This is a genomic window from Pseudomonas sp. DTU12.1, assembly GCF_009873475.1.
In the GTDB taxonomy this organism is placed as follows: domain Bacteria; phylum Pseudomonadota; class Gammaproteobacteria; order Pseudomonadales; family Pseudomonadaceae; genus Aquipseudomonas; species Aquipseudomonas proteolytica.
In genome coordinates this window covers 906,535-922,303 of the sequence record NZ_CP045254.1, presented here as the reverse complement: position 1 = coordinate 922,303, position 15,769 = coordinate 906,535, and the positions used below count along the sequence as shown (strand labels likewise).

Sequence of the window (15,769 nt, the reverse complement as noted above, 5' to 3'; positions counted from 1 at the left end):
GTAGTCGCAGTGATGAAAACCAGCCTCCCTAGAAAGCAAAAAGGCGCCGTCGCCATCGAATTTGCCGCGGTGTTCGTGATCTTTTTTGCGGTGTTCTATGCCACGGTCAGCTACAGCCTGCCGCTGTTGCTGTTGCAGTCCTTCAACCAGGCCACGGCCGAGGCTGTGCGCCGCAGCGTGGCATTGGACCCCAGCACCCCCAACTACAGCGCGGCGCTTATCCAGCGCGCCACGCAAACCGTACAAAGCCAATTGCAGTGGATCCCCGCGACCTTCCAGTTCCAGGCGGGCCATATCAAGCCGACCTATACCGCAGGGGTGCTGACCGTCGAAATCAACTACCCCTCGGCCAATCTCAAGAACGTCCTGCCGTTTATTGTCCTGCCGGGCATTGGCACCGTCCCCAGGTTGCCGACCACGCTGCATGCCCAGTCGAGCCTGCAATTTTGAACTCCGGTGACAAAATCTTCGGCCGGCTGCTGGGCCGCAGCAACACCCAGGCCCTGGAGACGCCCGCCAGCCCACCCGCGCCGGGCTTGCACCTGCGCCTGGATCAGCAAGGTCATGTGCTGGACATCAGCCGTGCATTGCAGCAACACCTGGCCCGCCACCTGGGTAACCAGGCTCAACCGCTGCTGCGCGACCTGCTGTGCCTGCCCGGCGCTTTAAGCATCGAAGGCACACCCGCCGACTGGCAGCGCCATAGCATGGACCTGGACTTCCAAGGCGCCGGCGACAGCATCTTGCACACCCGTGGCTGGATCGAGCCGGACGCCGATGGCTGGCTCCTGCGCCTGACGGATATCAGCGACCTGCTGACCGGTCGGCAATTGGCCCAGCAGCGCGAACAGAACCATCAACTCGCCAGCCAGATGAGCGAGCAACTGCGGGTGTGCAGCCTGACGCGCCTGCACCAGGTCTTCAGTGAGCACCTGCGCAGCCTCGCCCAGCGTTGGCGCATCCCGTGCGTGGCCATGGTCCTGCTCGACCAACAGGACCAGGACTGGCTGGTGTATTGCAGCTACAGCGCCCATGACGCGCCACAGCTCTGGGAGCCGGGCCAACGCCTCGGCACCTGCCTGGACAGCCTCAACGGCAACACCCCACTGAGCCTCAAAACCCTGCAGGGCCGCAGCGAACACCCGCGCCTGCACAGTGTATTTGGCAATGCCGAAGGCCTGCTGGTGCCATACCGCGATAGCCAGGGCGTCGCCGCCTGGTTACTGTGCGGTTTCTACAGTGGCCACCCCGACGTCAGCGAACGCGACTGGCTGAACCTTGCCGCCGCCCTCGCCGCACCGCTGCTCAGCCGCCTGCGCGAGCAGCGCCATCACCAGCAACTGGAACGGGTTGAAGCCTTGCAAGGCCTGCTCGGCACTGGCTGGTGGGAACTGCTGGCCAGCGGTGAAGAGATCCTGCTGGCGCCGCAACTGATGCGCAGCCTGAGCCCGGAAGATGCGCCGACCAAACAGGTGCTGGGCAACTGGCTGGAGTTGATTCACCCCGCCGACCGCCAGGAGCTCAACAGCCGCCTGCAAGACCTGCAAACCCTGGGCAAACCGCTACTGACCAGCGTGCGCCTGCTGCGCAGCGACGCCAAGCAGAACCCCATCTGGTACCGCGTACAGGGCCAGGTGCTGGGCACCGGCGAACATCGGCGCTGGATCGGTTTCATGCTCGACATCAGCGACATCAAGAACCAGCAACTACAGGCCGCCGCCGCCCATGCCCGCCTGGACAACCTGATCGCCAGCTCCCCGGCGGTGATCTACGTGCAGCGCTACGTCAACGGCGCGCTGCACCCGGCATTTTTCAGCGACAGCCTGCTGCCGCTGCTGGGCTGGACCCTGGCCGAATGCACCCACGACACCTCCGTGGAATGGGTACACCCCGAAGACCGTGACCTGTACTTCGAACGCACCCGGCAATTGCTGCGCGAAGGCAGCGTGCGCAGTCGCTACCGCGTGCGCGATCGCCAGGGCAATTACCACTGGCTGCTGGACGAAGCCAAGCTTTTGCGCGACGACCTTGGCTTGCCGGTGGAAGCCGTCGGCCTGTGGCTGGACGTCACGGAAGCGACCCTGGCGGCGCAACAGATCAAGGACAGCGAAGAGCGCTATCGCATCCTCGTCGAAGACTCGCCGGCCATGATCTGCCGCTACCGCCCGGACCTGACCCTGACCTTCGGCAACACGCCCCTGGCCAACTACCTGGAATGTACGCCGGCACAATTGCCGGGGGTCAACCTGGGCCACTGGTTATCTGAAGAACAGCGCAACGCCTTCGTAAAACGCATCGGCCAGTTGAGCCCGGAATTCCCCGTCAGTACTGCCGAAATCAGCCTGCAACTGCCGGGGCGCGAACATGCGTGGTGGGTGTGGTCCGACCGTGGCGTGTTCGACGAACACGGCCAACTGCAGGAAATCCAGGCCGTGGGCCGCGACAACACTGAAGTGCGCCGCTCCCAGCAGCAACTGACCCAAAGCGCAAAAATGGCCACCCTCGGCGAAATGGCTACCGGCCTGGCCCATGAGATCAACCAACCGCTGAACGTGATGCGCATGGCCATCGTCAATGTGCTCAAGCGCCTGGGCAACGGCGACGTACAGATCGACTACCTGACCGAAAAACTCCAACGCATCGACGCCCAGGTCCAGCGTGCGGCCAGAGTGGTGGACCATATGCGCGTGTTCGGCCGCCGCTCGGAGGTCGAGCAACAACCCTTCGACCCGGCCCAGGCAGTGGAAGGTACCCAGTCACTGCTGGGCGAAGGCCTGCGCGGCAAGGGCGTGGACCTGCGCATCACCCCCATGGACTTCAGCGCGCAGGTCAACGGCCATGTGGACCAACTGGAACAGGTACTGATCAACCTGGTAGTCAACGCCCGCGACGCGCTGATGGCACGGCACGAAAAAAACCACGACTTCCACCCATGGATCGCGCTGTACAGCGAACACGACAGCCGCCATGTGCGCCTCTTTGTCGAAGACAACGGCGGCGGCATCGATGCACGGTTGCTGGAGCGCATCTTCGAGCCGTTCTTTACCACCAAGCCCATTGGCGTCGGCACCGGGTTGGGGTTGTCGGTGAGCTACGGCATCGTGGAAAACATGGGCGGACGCCTGAGCGTCGCCAACAGTGAACACGGGGCGCGGTTTTGTGTGGAGTTGCCGGTGGTGGGTGGGGGTTAGATGACGAGGTAGGCGCGGCCCATGTGGCAGGTGAGGTTGGCGCCGACTTCGGCATTGCCCAGGTTGATGCCCAAGGCAGCCAACAGCGTATTGACGATAGGGTCCAGCAGCGGGGACAAAAGCCCTTGAACGAGACCGACAAGGGTCGTGGTGATCGTTGCCAGGAGCGTCGCGACACCCGCCAGTGCGCCATTCGGAACGGCTGGGGCGGGGGGCGGTGCATAGGTCACCTGAAGGCCATTCAAGGTATTACCCAGGCTGTTGACGATGTTGATACTGGAGATACTTTTATAGGTCGGCGGGAGGTTCATTTCTGCCACCGGTGAATAAAACAGGCTTTCTGTTCTCTGCCCCACGGCTGACTGAGCCATCAGCAAGAATCCGCCGCCAACGTTGGGTTTACGTGCAGCGCAGCCACCCAGCAGGGTGCAATGCTGAGTGCCAATATCAATCAGGCGTATCGGCTGGACATCCACCGATGTCGATGAGGAGAACGCCTTGGTAGGGTCAATGTTGCCGACTGCCAGGGTGGCCAATGAACTGGTGGCCTGGGCGGTTAATGTCTTGGTTGCGGATGTTGCACAGGTGAAGTCGGTGACATGACTTTCGCCACTGGCGGCCTCGATATAAACATCCAACTGACTGGCAATATCAACGCTGGTGTACTCACAGCTCAAGGCACATAACAGCCCATTCACGATAGCTGCCAGATCCAGATTCAAAAGCCCCTTCACCACTTTGGTCACCGGATCAGTCAAGCTTGCCAGCCCCGATATCACAGAAGAAACCGTCCTCAAAATCGGCGCATCCACCGAGATCAACGTGCGTACTTGTGCAGTGCGCACGGAAATCTGATTTGTCCCCGTAGCCAAGCCAGCCTTGGCCAGCGCGGGGTTGCCGATGGCGGATAGCTGTGGCGGCTCCATGACTTTGGTTTTGACTGAGAAGGTGGCGACCAGTGGCACGCTCAATTGAAAATCTGCCCTCACCAAACTATTGCCATTGGAGAGTTGGGCCACGCCCTGCAGCAACTGGAACAACTGCACATCCGTATTCAAGGCCGCTGTGGGCGTGCCCGTCGCGACATTTAACAAATCGCCCAGTTTGAGCACCTTGGTATTCGGTGCGATGGCTTCGATGGCAAGCACGTTGGTGATCGTCGCCGCGACCGCCGAACCGTTGGTTTGCAGCACCTTGACCGCCGCGTCGATCAATTGCGTCGCCGAAACCGCGGTGTTGAGCAGCGTCGCGTAGTCACCCGCCGCCACATTCGCTTGAATAGCCAGTTGGTCCAGGTAACTGAGCAGGTTCACATTGGTATTGATCAAGCCCTGCCAACCCACGGCGGTCAGGGACAGGCCACCACCAAGCAAGCCACCGATGGTTTTGTTCAAGATGTCTGACTGAGCCGAATTGACCGTCAGCAGCGAACTGCGAATCGTCAATTGCGCCACCGGCGGCGCCAGCGCCGCCACCGCTGTCGCAGTCAACGTAGTACTTGCGTTGTACGTCCCGCTGAACAACTTCCACACCCCATTGGCGATACCCGTGGTGACGGTGCGGCTCGCGACTACGCGGATGGCCTCATTCTTGGTGGCATCCGCCGTAAAGACACGGGTGTTGAGGCCATTGGTCAACAACGTCCCACACGTCACCGCCAGGGCGCGGCTGGGGTCGTTGGCGACGACGGTGAAGCCATTGCGGGTGGCGTTCTGCTTGGCGTAGTCGACGGCGGTGGTGCTGCCTGCACACTGCCCGCCGCGGTTGGCGGCTTCCAGGGCGGCGGTGTCGGCAACGGCCTGCAGCTTGCGTTTTTCCAGGTACAGGCGACCGCTATCGACCACCAGCAACAGAAATACCAGGGCCAAGGCCAAGGTCCCGGCGAACACCAGACCGATTGCGCCACGTTGGCCAGAACGAAGTCGGGGAGACATCGAGCACTCCTTTGCCGGCGAACTGCCGAGCGCTTACTCTCCTGTAATGAACAGCAGTGTAGACAAGGCTTGGGAGGTGCGCTGGCAAGTTGCCACTTTGGCGACTGACGGAACCCTCAAGGCCCACCAACCCTTTGTGGCGAGCGGGCTTGCCCCGCGCTGGGCTGCGCAGCAGCCCCAAAACCAGACGCCACGGAGAACCTGATACACCGCATTCGGTTCACTGGGGGCTGCTTCGCAGCCCAGCGCGGGGCAAGCCCGCTCGCCACAGAAAGCCAGCGCCTGTTCGGACCGAGTAAGACTTACCGTGGCGGGTAGTTGGACAGCACCTTGGTCACCGTCGCCCGGATCGCCGCGTTGCGGTCTTGCGGGTTGGGCGAGCTGCTCATCATCTGTTCATCGCTGCCGCGCCACACCAGCTTGCCGTCCTTGCCGTCGAGCAGGTCGATCTGGAGGGTGGCGACCTTATAGGTGATGTTGCGCGTTTCGTTGTACATCGGCGCGCCCCAATAGCCATTCCATGGGCCACCCCAGGCGCCGCCGTAGTTGGTGGTGACTTGTTGCTGGCGATCTTCGACGATCAGGTAGGCCTGCACGTTCACGTCAGCCTTGGCCCCGGGGGCGGCCGGGCGCAGGCCGCGTTGGTCGAGCTGGTCGGCCACCGCCTGGCGGATACGCTGTTCGGTAAGGTCACTCTTGATTCGCGGATCGTCAGGACGGTACTGCAACGCCGGATCTTTCCAGGCCCAGCTACGGTACGCCCCAAAGTCGCGGCTGGCGTCAAAGTCGTGGTTGACCTGATGGGTCTGGCAACCGCCCAGCAGCACGGCAAAAGCGAGCAAAGCGATACGACGCAACATGGTAGTTCTCCAAAGGGCAAACCGAACCTGAGATGAGAATAGCTGTTAACTCGGAGGATACGCCGTCATCGCCTTCTGCACAGCCTGGCGCAAGGCATCACCACGTTCACTCAAGCTGCCCTGGCTGCCCGTTTCGGCGCTGGCGCTCCACACCGGCTGGCCCGTGCGGGCGTCGAACAGGTTGACGCGCACCACCACGACCTGCACTTCATAGGTGCGCACAATCGGCACCGAGTTGTACATGCCGTAGCCGTTGCCATAGCGATTGTAGCCACCGTAGCCATAGCCATAATCGTCCTGCACCTGGCGCAGGCGCTTTTCCAGGTGCACGTCGGCGCTGACCAGCAAGTCCGGCGCACGCTGGTCATGTACCGGGCGCAGGCCGCGCTGGTCGAGGGCGCCGCTGACGGCTTCGGCGATCTGCGCAGGATCGGCCCAGGCCGAGCCCGCCGGCAATTGGCCGTTGCGCCAGGCCCAGTTGCGGTAAGCGCCATAGTCGCGCACCGGCGCCGGGTAGGCGCTGGCGTCAAAGGTGTTGGCCGCCTGGGCAGGCGCCGGCGGCATGGGCTTGGACGCCGCAACATATGGGTTGTTGCTGGAGCAGGCACCCAGCCCCAGGCACAGCAGGATCAATGCACAGCGCTTCATTTCGATCTCCGCAGACTGGGCCGCTTAAACCGGACGGCAGATCCAGTGCAAATAACGCCCAAGTCCGGCAAAGCTTGGGTGACGACGGTGAGCGAGTTCCATCTCCAACAAGTCCTGCAAATCGGCGCGGGCCTGGAATTCCACCGGCATGTAGTCGTGAAATACCCGTACCCCGCTCTGGCTTTCGACCTGCCACAGGCCTTCAAGTTGCGCCGCCAGTTCACGCGGGTCCAGGGGCTGTTGCGGGGTCAGGCTCTGTTTTTCGCCGGCCATGTCGTTCTTGCGCATCTTGCGAAAGTGGCCCTTGAGCAAGTTGCGATAAATCAACGCGTCACGGTTATAGAACGCCAGGGACAACCAGCCGCCCGGCGTCGTCAACTGGTGCAGCACCGGCAGGATCGCGTGGGGTTCAGCCAGCCATTCCAGCACGGCGTGGCACAGCACCAGGTCATAGGGTTCGGTGAGCTGACCCAACAGCTCCTGCCACGGCGCCTGGATGAACGTTGCAGTCTGCCCCGCCTCGACGAAACGCTGGCGGGCGCCTTCGAGCATCGGCTCGGCGGGTTCGGCCAACGTCACCTGATGCCCGCGCTCGGCCAGCCACAGCGACATATGGCCCAGGCCTGCGCCGATATCCAGCACGCGCAAGGGGCGATCCGGCAGGGCCTCGATCAGGTCGGCCTGCAACACGGCCAGGCGAATCGCGCCCTTGGCACCGCCGTAGATCTTCTCGGCAAATCGCGTGGCCAACTGGTCGAAATGACGATCACTCATGGGTAAACCGCCGCTCGTTGTCAGCCAGCTTGGCGCTTACCACCTGGTTCATATCCAGGCCCAGCTCACCGCACAGCAGCAGGAGATAGAGCACGATGTCACCCACTTCCTGGCCGGCGTGGGCGAGTTTGTCGGCGGGTAACCGGCGGGATTGGTCTTCGCTCAGCCACTGGAAGATTTCTACCAGTTCAGCCATTTCGACACTGGCGGCCATGGCCAGGTTTTTCGGGCTGTGGAACTGTTTCCAGTCGTTGTTATCGCGGATGCGATGCATGCGTTCAGTAAGGTGTTCGAGATTCATGGGGGGCTCCTGAAGGGGTATAGCTTCGGGCTCAAGGGCGGGGATGGCAAATAAATTTGCGGCGCGCTCAAGGCCGCCATTGCAGGCAAGCCAGCGCCCACATTTGACGGTATTCAAAAATCAAACTGTGGGCGCTGGCTTGCCTGCGATAGCGATCTAATCAACCACGCTGAATTCAACCCGGGCCGTCTGCCCCGCCTCATCGAGCACACTCAGTTGATAGCGCCCCAACTGCTCCAGGCTGGCATTGATGCTGTCCTGGTTGGCACTGTCGCCCAGCGGCGCCCCGTTAAGGAACCACCAGCGCCGCCCACTGCCGCCCAACGCCGATAGCTTCAAGCGCAACTGCTGCTGGCTGCCCGCCGGCAAGCGCAGTTGATCTCCCTCCCGCACGCCCACCACCGACAACGGCGACGACGCCGCCAACGCCGGTGGCGGGCAATCCGGGTCTGGCGCGGGGATGCGAGCGTCACGCCGCTCGATCTTCGGCAGCCACGGCTCCAACGGTGCCGGCCACAGTGCAATATCCCGCGATACCGCGCCCGGACAACTGGCGGCCACGCGCAAGCCTTTGGCGTTGACCCATATGGTTTCCATCAAGCCGACACCCAACGGCTGATCCAGTGCCTGCAAGGTCGGCGGCGTGGTGTTGTCCAGCGTCCAGGCAAAGCGCTGGCGCCGGCAATTGGGGTCGCTACGCCCCATGGGCTGGCCCAGGGGCCAACAGATCGCCGCCACGCCGACATTCATCGGCACGGCTTTGACGGGCGCGGTAATGCCGCGCTGGCTGTCGCGGTTGGTCAGCACGTCGTGTACTTGCAGCATCAACGGCGCCGCCGAGGCCAGGCCAAACTGGCCCGGCACCGGGGTGCCGTCCGGGCGGCCGATCCACACCCCAATCAAGTAGCGTGGCCCGACCCCGATGGCCCAGGCATCGCGAAAGCCGTAGCTGGTGCCGGTCTTCCAGGCCAGCACCGGGCGCTGTACCAACTCGGCCCGGGGATCACGATCCGGCCGTGCCTGGCCACTGAGGATGCGCCGCACGATCCACGCCGAACCTGGCGATAACAGCGGACGTTCCTTGAGCGCATCCCCAGGCTGCAAGCGGATCGCGGCGCTCTTGCCATCGCGGGCCAACGCGCTGTAGCCACCGACCAGGTCCTCCAGGCGGCTGCCGGCACCGCCGAGGATCAACGCCAGGTTCGGTTCAGCCAGCGCCGGCAACGCCAGGGGCATGCCGCCGATGCGCATCTCCCCGGCAAAGCGCTTGGGCCCGTAGGCTTCCAGCAGTTGCACCGCCGGCAGGTTCAATGAGCTGGAGAGCGCCGTACTGGCCGGCACCGCACCGGTAAAGCCCATGGAGAAATTGCCCGGCCGGTAATCGCCGTAGCGCCGCGGCACATCCTGCAGCAGCGATTCGGAATGAATCAGCCCCGCGTCCAGGGCCATGCCATACAGGAAGGGTTTGAGGGTCGAGCCCGGCGAGCGCAGGGCGCTGATCATATCCACATGGCCAAAGCGCCGTGCATCGTTGATGTCCACCGACCCCAGGTAGGCGCGCACGGCCATGCTTTCTTCCTCGACCACGAGGATGGCCGCCGAGGTGTGCTCCGGCAGGCGTGCGCGCCAGCCCAGCAGCAGGTCTTCGAGACGGCGTTGCAAGGTTGCATCGACAGTGGTGCGAATCAGCGGCGGGCTGTCAGGACGGTTCAGGCGGCGCGCCAGCAACGGTGCCAGGCTGGGTTCCAGGCGCGGCGCCAGCAACAGGGGTTCTTCCAGGGCCTCGTCGACCGCCGACTGCGGCCAGACCTGAAACTCGGCCAGGCGCCGCAGCACTTTGTCCCGGGCCTCCTGGGCGCGCTGCGGGTGGCGATCCGGGCGCAGGCGGCTCGGCGCCTGGGGCAGCACCGCGAGCAAGGCCGCTTCGGCGTGGGTCAGGTGCTGTGGAGATTTGCCCAGGTACGCCCAACTGGCTGCTGCCACCCCTTGCAAGGTGCCACCGAAGGGCGCGCGATTGAGGTACAGGTTGAGGATTTGATCCTTGGACAGGTGCCACTCCAACTGCGCCGTGCGCCACAGCTGGCGAAACTTGCCCGGCAAGGTGCGCGAATGGGGATCGAGCAGGCGCGCCACTTGCATCGACAAGGTGCTGCCGCCGGACACCACCCGCGCCCCGGAGAGGTTCTGCCAGGTCGCCCGCACCAGGGCCAGCGGGTTGACGCCGGGGTGTTGGTAGAACCAACGGTCTTCGTAGGTCAGCAGCGCATCGAGGTAATACGGCGAGACTTCACCGGTGGCGACCGGGTAACGCCATACCCCGTTGGCATCCGCGAAACGCCAGAGCGGCGTGCCATCTTCGGCCAGCACCACGCGGGCCAGGTCGTCCTTGGGCAGCGGCAAGGGCCAGAGGCGGTCGGCCAGCCAAAGCAGGGCTGTCACCACCAGCAGGCTACCCAGGGTAGCGCGTGCAACTATTCGCAAATTCAAACGGGCAAACCTCTATGCTTCAAGGGAACTCGCCCAAGGGATTGGCGACCAAAGGCTCAGGTCCGGCAGATACGCCCACCCTTTCATCAGGAAACTCATATGCAGGTAGAAAGCTTTTTCGAATGGCTGGGCCAGGCGCTCGGTTCGGTCATCCGCTTTATCGTCGACGGGCTCAGCGGACTGTTCGGCGCCCTGACCAATGCCGGTGGCAATTTTATCGATGGCCTGTCCCGCACCCTGGGCATGGATACCTCGATCATCAGCATCATCACCCTGATCATTGGCCTGATGCTGTTGTACTCGGCAGTCCGGGCATTTATGCGGGCCTCGATCATCATGGGGATTATCTGGTTGCTGCTGGGGCTGTGGCTGCTCAGTTGGGTTGTGCATTAACACCCCTTATCTGTGGGAGCGGGCTTGCCCGCGATAGCGCTATTTCAGCCGATACATTCGGCGGCTGATACACCGCTATCGCGGGCAAGCCCGCTCCCACACAAGCCCGCTCCCACATTAAAGATCAAGCCTGCTCCCACAGGTGGGGCGCTTAACGCCCCTTGATCACCATATCCGCCGGGGTTTCCCCCACTGCCTGCCAGTTCGGCCGGTACATCGACTCCACTTGCGGTGGCGGTACGCGATATGTCCCAGGTGTGACCGCGCGAGCCAGGTACAGCAGGTGCGTGGTGCCGTAGCCGTCCAGGTTCAGCGCTGCCACGTAACGATCATCGCGATACTCCTGATGCTTGATCGACGCATTCTGCATCGACTCACGCCACTCCTTGACCTGGCTGCTGGCGTTTTCCAGGCTGGCAGCGCTTTGCCCCAGGTTCTGGTTCTCCAGCTCCAGGCCAGCCGGCAGCAGATCGACAACCAATGCATCCGGTACCCGTTGCTTCTTGGCGCTGACCGCAATATGCACCAGCACCAGGTCACCGCTGCGCAGGCTTTGCAGGTTCAGCGGCTGGCCATTCATCCCCAGGTATTCGCGGCGGATGCTCAGGTTTTCACCGCCCGCCGCTGGCGCCTGCTGTGGATAACCGGAAATGCTCAGTTGCTGGTAAATCGGCTCGCTGCCTGGGTTGCGCAAGGTCAGCGGGGAGGCCAGCAACGGCCCTTCCAGCTTCAGGCCGGACTGGCCATTGTTCAGCTCGCGGGTTTCGCCGCCGCTGCTCAACTGGGCAGTCCAGTTGGTTTCCGGCTTGCCCAGCAAGCCACGGCCGGCGAGGAACAGCGAGTTGCGCTCCTGGGTCGACAACCATGGGCTGGCCGCCATCTGGTCCGACAGCTCGAACAGGCGCTCTTCACGCTTGCCCTTGGCCAGGTCGTTTTCTTCGAGCAAGGCCAGGATCATCGCCTGGTCACGCAGCGGGCTGCCGTAGTCGGCCAGCCATTCATTGGCCTTGCGCTGTACGGCAAGACCCGCCAGCAGCGCCTGGTCGGCACGCGGCTGATCGCCCATCTTCTGCAAGGCAATCGCCAACTGCACCAGCGGCAGGCCCGAACGCGCATCGCTGCGGCGCTCGAACAGGCTGCGCAAGGCACCCAACGGTGCCTGCTGGGTACGTGACAGCACCAGGCCGGCATAGGCCTGCACGGCGAAGCGTGTGTGGTCGGCGTTGTCGCTGTAGTCGACTTCGATCAGGTTGCGTTCCTGCACGTAGCGCAGCAGGCGTTCGCTGGCCTTCTTCAGCGCTTCAGGCGGTACCGCAAAGCCCTGGTCGCGGGCGCGCAGCAGGAAGTCGGTGACGTAAGCCGTCAGCCAGTACTCTTCCTCGCCATCGGCGCCCCACAAACCAAAGCTGCCGTTGTAGCGCTGCATGCCCAATAGGCGTTCGATACCCAGTTCGATCTTGCGCTTGCGCTCGGCATCCGGCTCACCGGTCAAACCCAGGCGCGCCAGCACGGTGGCATCGGCATACAGCGACGGATACAGGCCGCTGGCGGTTTGCTCCAGGCAACCGTATGGGTAGGCCTTGAGTGCACGAATCTGCTCGCCAAGGTTCAACGGTGGCCGGCTCGACAGACTCAACAGCGCCTCACGCCCGGCGGGTTCAAACAAGGCCAGCTCCGCATCCGGCAGGCTCCAGGCTTCATCCTTGAGCACCGCGCGATATTGCTTGAGCAACGCCGGATAAGCCGGGCGCACGCCCAATGTCCATTCGCGGGTAAACGCCGGCAGGTTCTCGCCCGGCAGGTCCAGGCCATTGACCGTGACCTTGACCTTGCCCTGGCCGAAGCCACCCAGCGCGCGCACCGGAATCTGCAAGGTGGTGCGCTGGCCCTCGGTCAGTTGCACGCTGTGCGATGGCTCGCCCAGCAGGGTCAGTTGACCTTCGGCGGTCAGTTGCACATCCAGCTTCTGTGCCTTGCCCGACAGGTTGGACAGGTCCAGTGCCAGGCGCGTCTGGTCGCCGCCGGCGAGGAAGCGCGGGGCCGACAGTTCGGCAATCAAGGGCGCGGCGATCACGGTCTTGGCTTCGGCCATGCCGTAGCGGTCGTCACTCCAGGCCTGGGCCATCAGACGCAGTTCGCCGTTGAAGTCGGGGATATTGACGCTGACTTCGCCCTCGCCTTTGTCGTTCAAGGTCACCGGCGCGCTTTGCAAAGCGACGATAGTGACGCTGGTGTCCGGGCGCTTGCCGCCCTTGGCCAGCGCCGCGTCACCACCAAAGGCCAGGCTGGCCAGGCGGCCCTGGCCGGCTTCGATCAACTGCCCATAGATATCGAACTGGTCCACACCGTAGGCCTTGCGGCCAAACAGGCTGGAGTACGGATCCGGGGTTGGGTATTCGGTGATATTAAGAATGCCCACGTCCACCGCTGCCACCAGCACATGCACCTGTTTGGGCACGCTGCCATCGGCATTTTTTGCCGCGACCTTGACCGTCAGTGGCTGTTTGGGGCGCATTTTTTCCGGCGCGGTCAGGGTCAGGCCCAGTTTGCGCTGGGTACGATCCAACGGCAGATGCAGCAAGCCCACGGCGCGTTTGGGCGTGATGTTGGCCTTGCGCTCACCCGGGCGAATCACCAGCGCACTCACATACAGGTCATGGCGCGACCATTTCGGGTCGAGCTTCACCGCAAAGCTCTTGCCTTCGGCCGGCACGTCGATCTCTTGCCACCACAGCGGGCCTTCGCTGGACTCCACCAACAGGTAGCCTTTACCAGCCGCCGGCGGGGTGACGGTGACGTTGGCCGTATCGCCATCGCCATACGCCGGTTTGTCCAGCGCCAGCTTGACCTGATCGGGGCGCACGGCGCCGCCTTCGGTGTTGTCCTGGCCCTGGTAACCGGCCCAGAAGCGCTTGCTGCTGATCAGGCCGGTCTGCGGGTCTTCGACTTCGACGCGGTACGGGCCCCACTCCACCTGGAAGCTGACCTTGGCCGTGTCGCCGGCCTTGATGTTGACGGTCTGCTCATCGAGGTTGAGGAATTTCTCGTTGTAGTGATAGCTCCAGCCATCGTTGTCCGAGTAGTTCCAGTAGTAGTCGCGGCGCTCGCGAACCAGGCGGACCTTGAGGTTGTCGACCGCGAGTTTCTGGCCCTGCTGGTTGGCCAGCAGCACTTCAAACTCCGCCGGGCCGTCGCCATTGGTTTCCTTGCCATCGAACAGGCCACGCAGGCCGGGCAGTTGCTCGGCCGGCCAGACCGGCTGCACCAGGCGCCGGGTGATCGGGCGCCCGCCAGACTCTTGCAGGCTGGCCTGGACGATCAGTTGCAGCGGCGACTTGGCTTCGCTCCACTTGCTTTCCAGGGTGAGTTTTTCCTCGCCCTTGGCGTCGAGCACGCTTTCATCCAGTTCAAAATCCTGACTCAGTTCTTCTTCAGTCACCGAGCCAAACTCATAACCGGGCAGCGACTTGACCGCCTCGCGCAACGGCCGCACATACACTTGCCCGCTCAGGCGATTGCCCGCCGCAGGGGCGCCGTAGAGGTAGCGGCCATTGACCTGGATAACCGCATTGTCTGCAGGATTAAGCGGTGTATCGCTGCCCTTGAGCTCCAGGGCCAGGCGCTCGGGCAGGAAATCTTCGACGAGGAATTCGTACAGTTGCGGCTTGCCGTCACCCAGGTCGAACACCAGTTGCCAGCGCCCGGTCGGCGCTTCGCCGGCCAGTTGCAGTTGGTATTGATAGAGGCCGGAAGCATCGGCATCCCACACGAATTTGCGGCTGACCTGCTCATCCGGGCGGCGTACTTCAACACTCACCGGTTGCGGCTTGACGGCATTCCCGTCCTTGTCGCGCAGCAGCGCATTGAGCAGCACGGTTTCGCCAGGGCGGTACAGGTCGCGCGGGCCGAACACAAAGAATTGCAGGGGGTGCGCGGGCTGGCCGCCGATATCGAACTCGGCCAGGTCCAGGGCTGCGCTGTCGAGGCGCAACAGGCTGGTCTGCTCGCCCTGTTTGGCGAGCAATACCTGGGCCTTTTTCGGCAGCGGCAGTTCAGCGTGGCCGCCCTTCTCGGTCTTGCCCTGGCCCAACACGCGGCCTTCGGCATCGAGGATTTCCAGCTCGACGCCATCCAGCGCCTTGCCGCCCTCCAGCGCCTGGGTGAACACATCCAGGCGGTTGGCGTAACGGTGTACCGACAGGCCGATATCACTGAGGGTGAACAACGTGGCCGGTTGGGAATAGTTGTAGGTGCCCGAAGCACGCATCACCGCCAGGTACACGCCCGGCTGTTGCAACTGTTTGAGACCGGCGATGGGCAACAACAGGGTTTCGCGGGTATTGCGCGCAGGATTGAGGTCGAAGCGGCCGCCGTAGACCAGGTCGGCCATGGGCAACAGTTCACGGGATTCGTAGCTTTGCAGGCTGGTATTGCGGCCCCACTGGGCGAGGAACGCCGGCAGCGATTCGGGTTTGATGCGGAAGAATTCGACGTCGATCTTGTCGACATTCAACGCGATCACCGGCAGGCCTTCGGCCAGACGAGTGGGCAACAGGGTGCCACGGCTGGCGAAGCCGACGGTGGCTTGCAGGTCGCGGGTTTCCAGGCGTGCCGTGTATTCAGCGGCGAGCTTGGCGTCGTTGACCCCACGCAGCCCGGCGTCCACGGTCAGCACCAGCTTGCGCTGGGGCTCCAGGTGACGCAGGCGCAATTCCATCAGGTTGTCGGAAAGCTCCCAGGCACCGTCGACCTTGCCGGACTTGCTGTCCACCAGGTGCAGTTTGTCGGCGAACTTCTGCTCGGGATCCAGCGGGATTGAAAAACTCACCGACAAGGTGCTGGCGCCATCCAGTTGCACCTCAGACACGTCCACCACGCTTAACTCACGGCCGGCATAACGCTGCTTGAGCGTCGCCACATCCACCGCGGCCTTGGCCGGCTTTGGCGCCGTCACCGCCGCCGCAGGGGCAGTGGGTGCAGCCGGTTTATCGGAAGAATCGCAGGCGCTCAGCAGGGCCAGCGCACAGGCCAGGAACAATCCTTTGTTAAGCATGGGGCACTCGTTGTCGGGGTGTCTGAGGGGTGAACTATATATCAGTGCCAGCCAAGTGGCTGTGGCGCTGCTCACATTGACCGACGGAGGGCGGTTTGGTTCTCAACTACCTCAAAAGCGTAGAACCC

The 15,769-nt window shown here is 63.2% G+C and carries 10 protein-coding genes; 3 read left to right on the top strand and 7 right to left on the bottom strand.

Going from position 1 to position 15,769, the window contains the following annotated elements; all coding sequences use genetic code 11:
• The first annotated feature begins 12 nt into the window (after positions 1–12).
• Both GDV60_RS03955 and GDV60_RS03950 read left to right on the top strand, forming a co-directional pair.
• Positions 13–450 (top strand): TadE/TadG family type IV pilus assembly protein, encoded by a 438-nt coding sequence (locus tag GDV60_RS03955; RefSeq protein WP_029297611.1) that lies wholly within the window; start codon positions 13–15, stop codon positions 448–450.
• On the top strand, positions 447–3,191 hold the full coding sequence (locus GDV60_RS03950; RefSeq protein WP_159906364.1) for an ATP-binding protein: 2,745 nt from the start codon (positions 447–449) through the stop codon (positions 3,189–3,191). The genes GDV60_RS03955 and GDV60_RS03950 overlap by 4 nt, the downstream gene beginning before the upstream one ends.
• Here GDV60_RS03950 and GDV60_RS03945 read toward each other — a convergent pair.
• From GDV60_RS03945 to pbpC, 6 genes are all read right to left on the bottom strand, one after another.
• Positions 3,188–5,125 (bottom strand): pilus assembly protein TadG-related protein, encoded by a 1,938-nt coding sequence (locus tag GDV60_RS03945; protein ID WP_104911504.1) that lies wholly within the window; start codon positions 5,123–5,125, stop codon positions 3,188–3,190. The two genes, GDV60_RS03950 and GDV60_RS03945, sit on opposite strands and share 4 nt — an antisense overlap.
• A gap of 302 nt (positions 5,126–5,427) precedes the next feature.
• Entirely contained in the window at positions 5,428–5,985 is a 558-nt protein-coding gene (locus GDV60_RS03940) for a DUF4136 domain-containing protein (RefSeq protein WP_159906362.1), read from the bottom strand.
• Between the two features lie 45 nt (positions 5,986–6,030).
• On the bottom strand, positions 6,031–6,633 hold the full coding sequence (locus GDV60_RS03935; RefSeq protein WP_029297619.1) for a DUF4136 domain-containing protein: 603 nt from the start codon (positions 6,631–6,633) through the stop codon (positions 6,031–6,033).
• A gap of 24 nt (positions 6,634–6,657) precedes the next feature.
• Positions 6,658–7,407: a methyltransferase domain-containing protein gene (locus GDV60_RS03930; RefSeq protein WP_159906360.1), complete on the bottom strand. Its 750-nt coding sequence runs from the start codon at positions 7,405–7,407 to the stop codon at positions 6,658–6,660.
• The gene (locus GDV60_RS03925; protein WP_159906358.1) at positions 7,400–7,708 is read right to left on the bottom strand and encodes a MazG-like family protein; all 309 of its coding nucleotides are present in this window, start codon (positions 7,706–7,708) and stop codon (positions 7,400–7,402) included. The genes GDV60_RS03930 and GDV60_RS03925 overlap by 8 nt, the downstream gene beginning before the upstream one ends.
• 156 nt (positions 7,709–7,864) lie before the next feature.
• Entirely contained in the window at positions 7,865–10,195 is a 2,331-nt protein-coding gene (pbpC, locus tag GDV60_RS03920) for a peptidoglycan glycosyltransferase PbpC (RefSeq protein WP_159906356.1), read from the bottom strand.
• A 99-nt stretch (positions 10,196–10,294) separates the two neighbouring features.
• Here pbpC and GDV60_RS03915 point away from each other — a divergent pair, with 99 nt between their 5' ends.
• Positions 10,295–10,588: a hypothetical protein gene (locus tag GDV60_RS03915; RefSeq protein ID WP_029297627.1), complete on the top strand. Its 294-nt coding sequence runs from the start codon at positions 10,295–10,297 to the stop codon at positions 10,586–10,588.
• Positions 10,589–10,739: 151 nt separating this feature from the next.
• Here the strand turns inward: GDV60_RS03915 and GDV60_RS03910 are convergent, their stop codons facing one another.
• The gene (locus GDV60_RS03910) at positions 10,740–15,641 is read right to left on the bottom strand and encodes an alpha-2-macroglobulin (RefSeq protein ID WP_159906354.1); all 4,902 of its coding nucleotides are present in this window, start codon (positions 15,639–15,641) and stop codon (positions 10,740–10,742) included.
• Between the last annotated feature and the right edge of the window lie 128 nt (positions 15,642–15,769).

What these genes read in the sequence shown, in the direction of transcription:
- GDV60_RS03955 (WP_029297611.1), top strand. Translation starts at nt 13, where the DNA reads ATGAAAACCAGCCTCCCTAGAAAGCAAAAAGGCGCCGTCGCCATCGAA.
- GDV60_RS03945 (WP_104911504.1), bottom strand. Translation starts at nt 5,125, where the DNA reads ATGTCTCCCCGACTTCGTTCTGGCCAACGTGGCGCAATCGGTCTGGTG.
- GDV60_RS03940 (WP_159906362.1), bottom strand. Translation starts at nt 5,985, where the DNA reads ATGTTGCGTCGTATCGCTTTGCTCGCTTTTGCCGTGCTGCTGGGCGGT.
- GDV60_RS03935 (WP_029297619.1), bottom strand. Translation starts at nt 6,633, where the DNA reads ATGAAGCGCTGTGCATTGATCCTGCTGTGCCTGGGGCTGGGTGCCTGC.
- GDV60_RS03930 (WP_159906360.1), bottom strand. Translation starts at nt 7,407, where the DNA reads ATGAGTGATCGTCATTTCGACCAGTTGGCCACGCGATTTGCCGAGAAG.
- GDV60_RS03925 (WP_159906358.1), bottom strand. Translation starts at nt 7,708, where the DNA reads ATGAATCTCGAACACCTTACTGAACGCATGCATCGCATCCGCGATAAC.
- GDV60_RS03915 (WP_029297627.1), top strand. Translation starts at nt 10,295, where the DNA reads ATGCAGGTAGAAAGCTTTTTCGAATGGCTGGGCCAGGCGCTCGGTTCG.
- GDV60_RS03910 (WP_159906354.1), bottom strand. Translation starts at nt 15,641, where the DNA reads ATGCTTAACAAAGGATTGTTCCTGGCCTGTGCGCTGGCCCTGCTGAGC.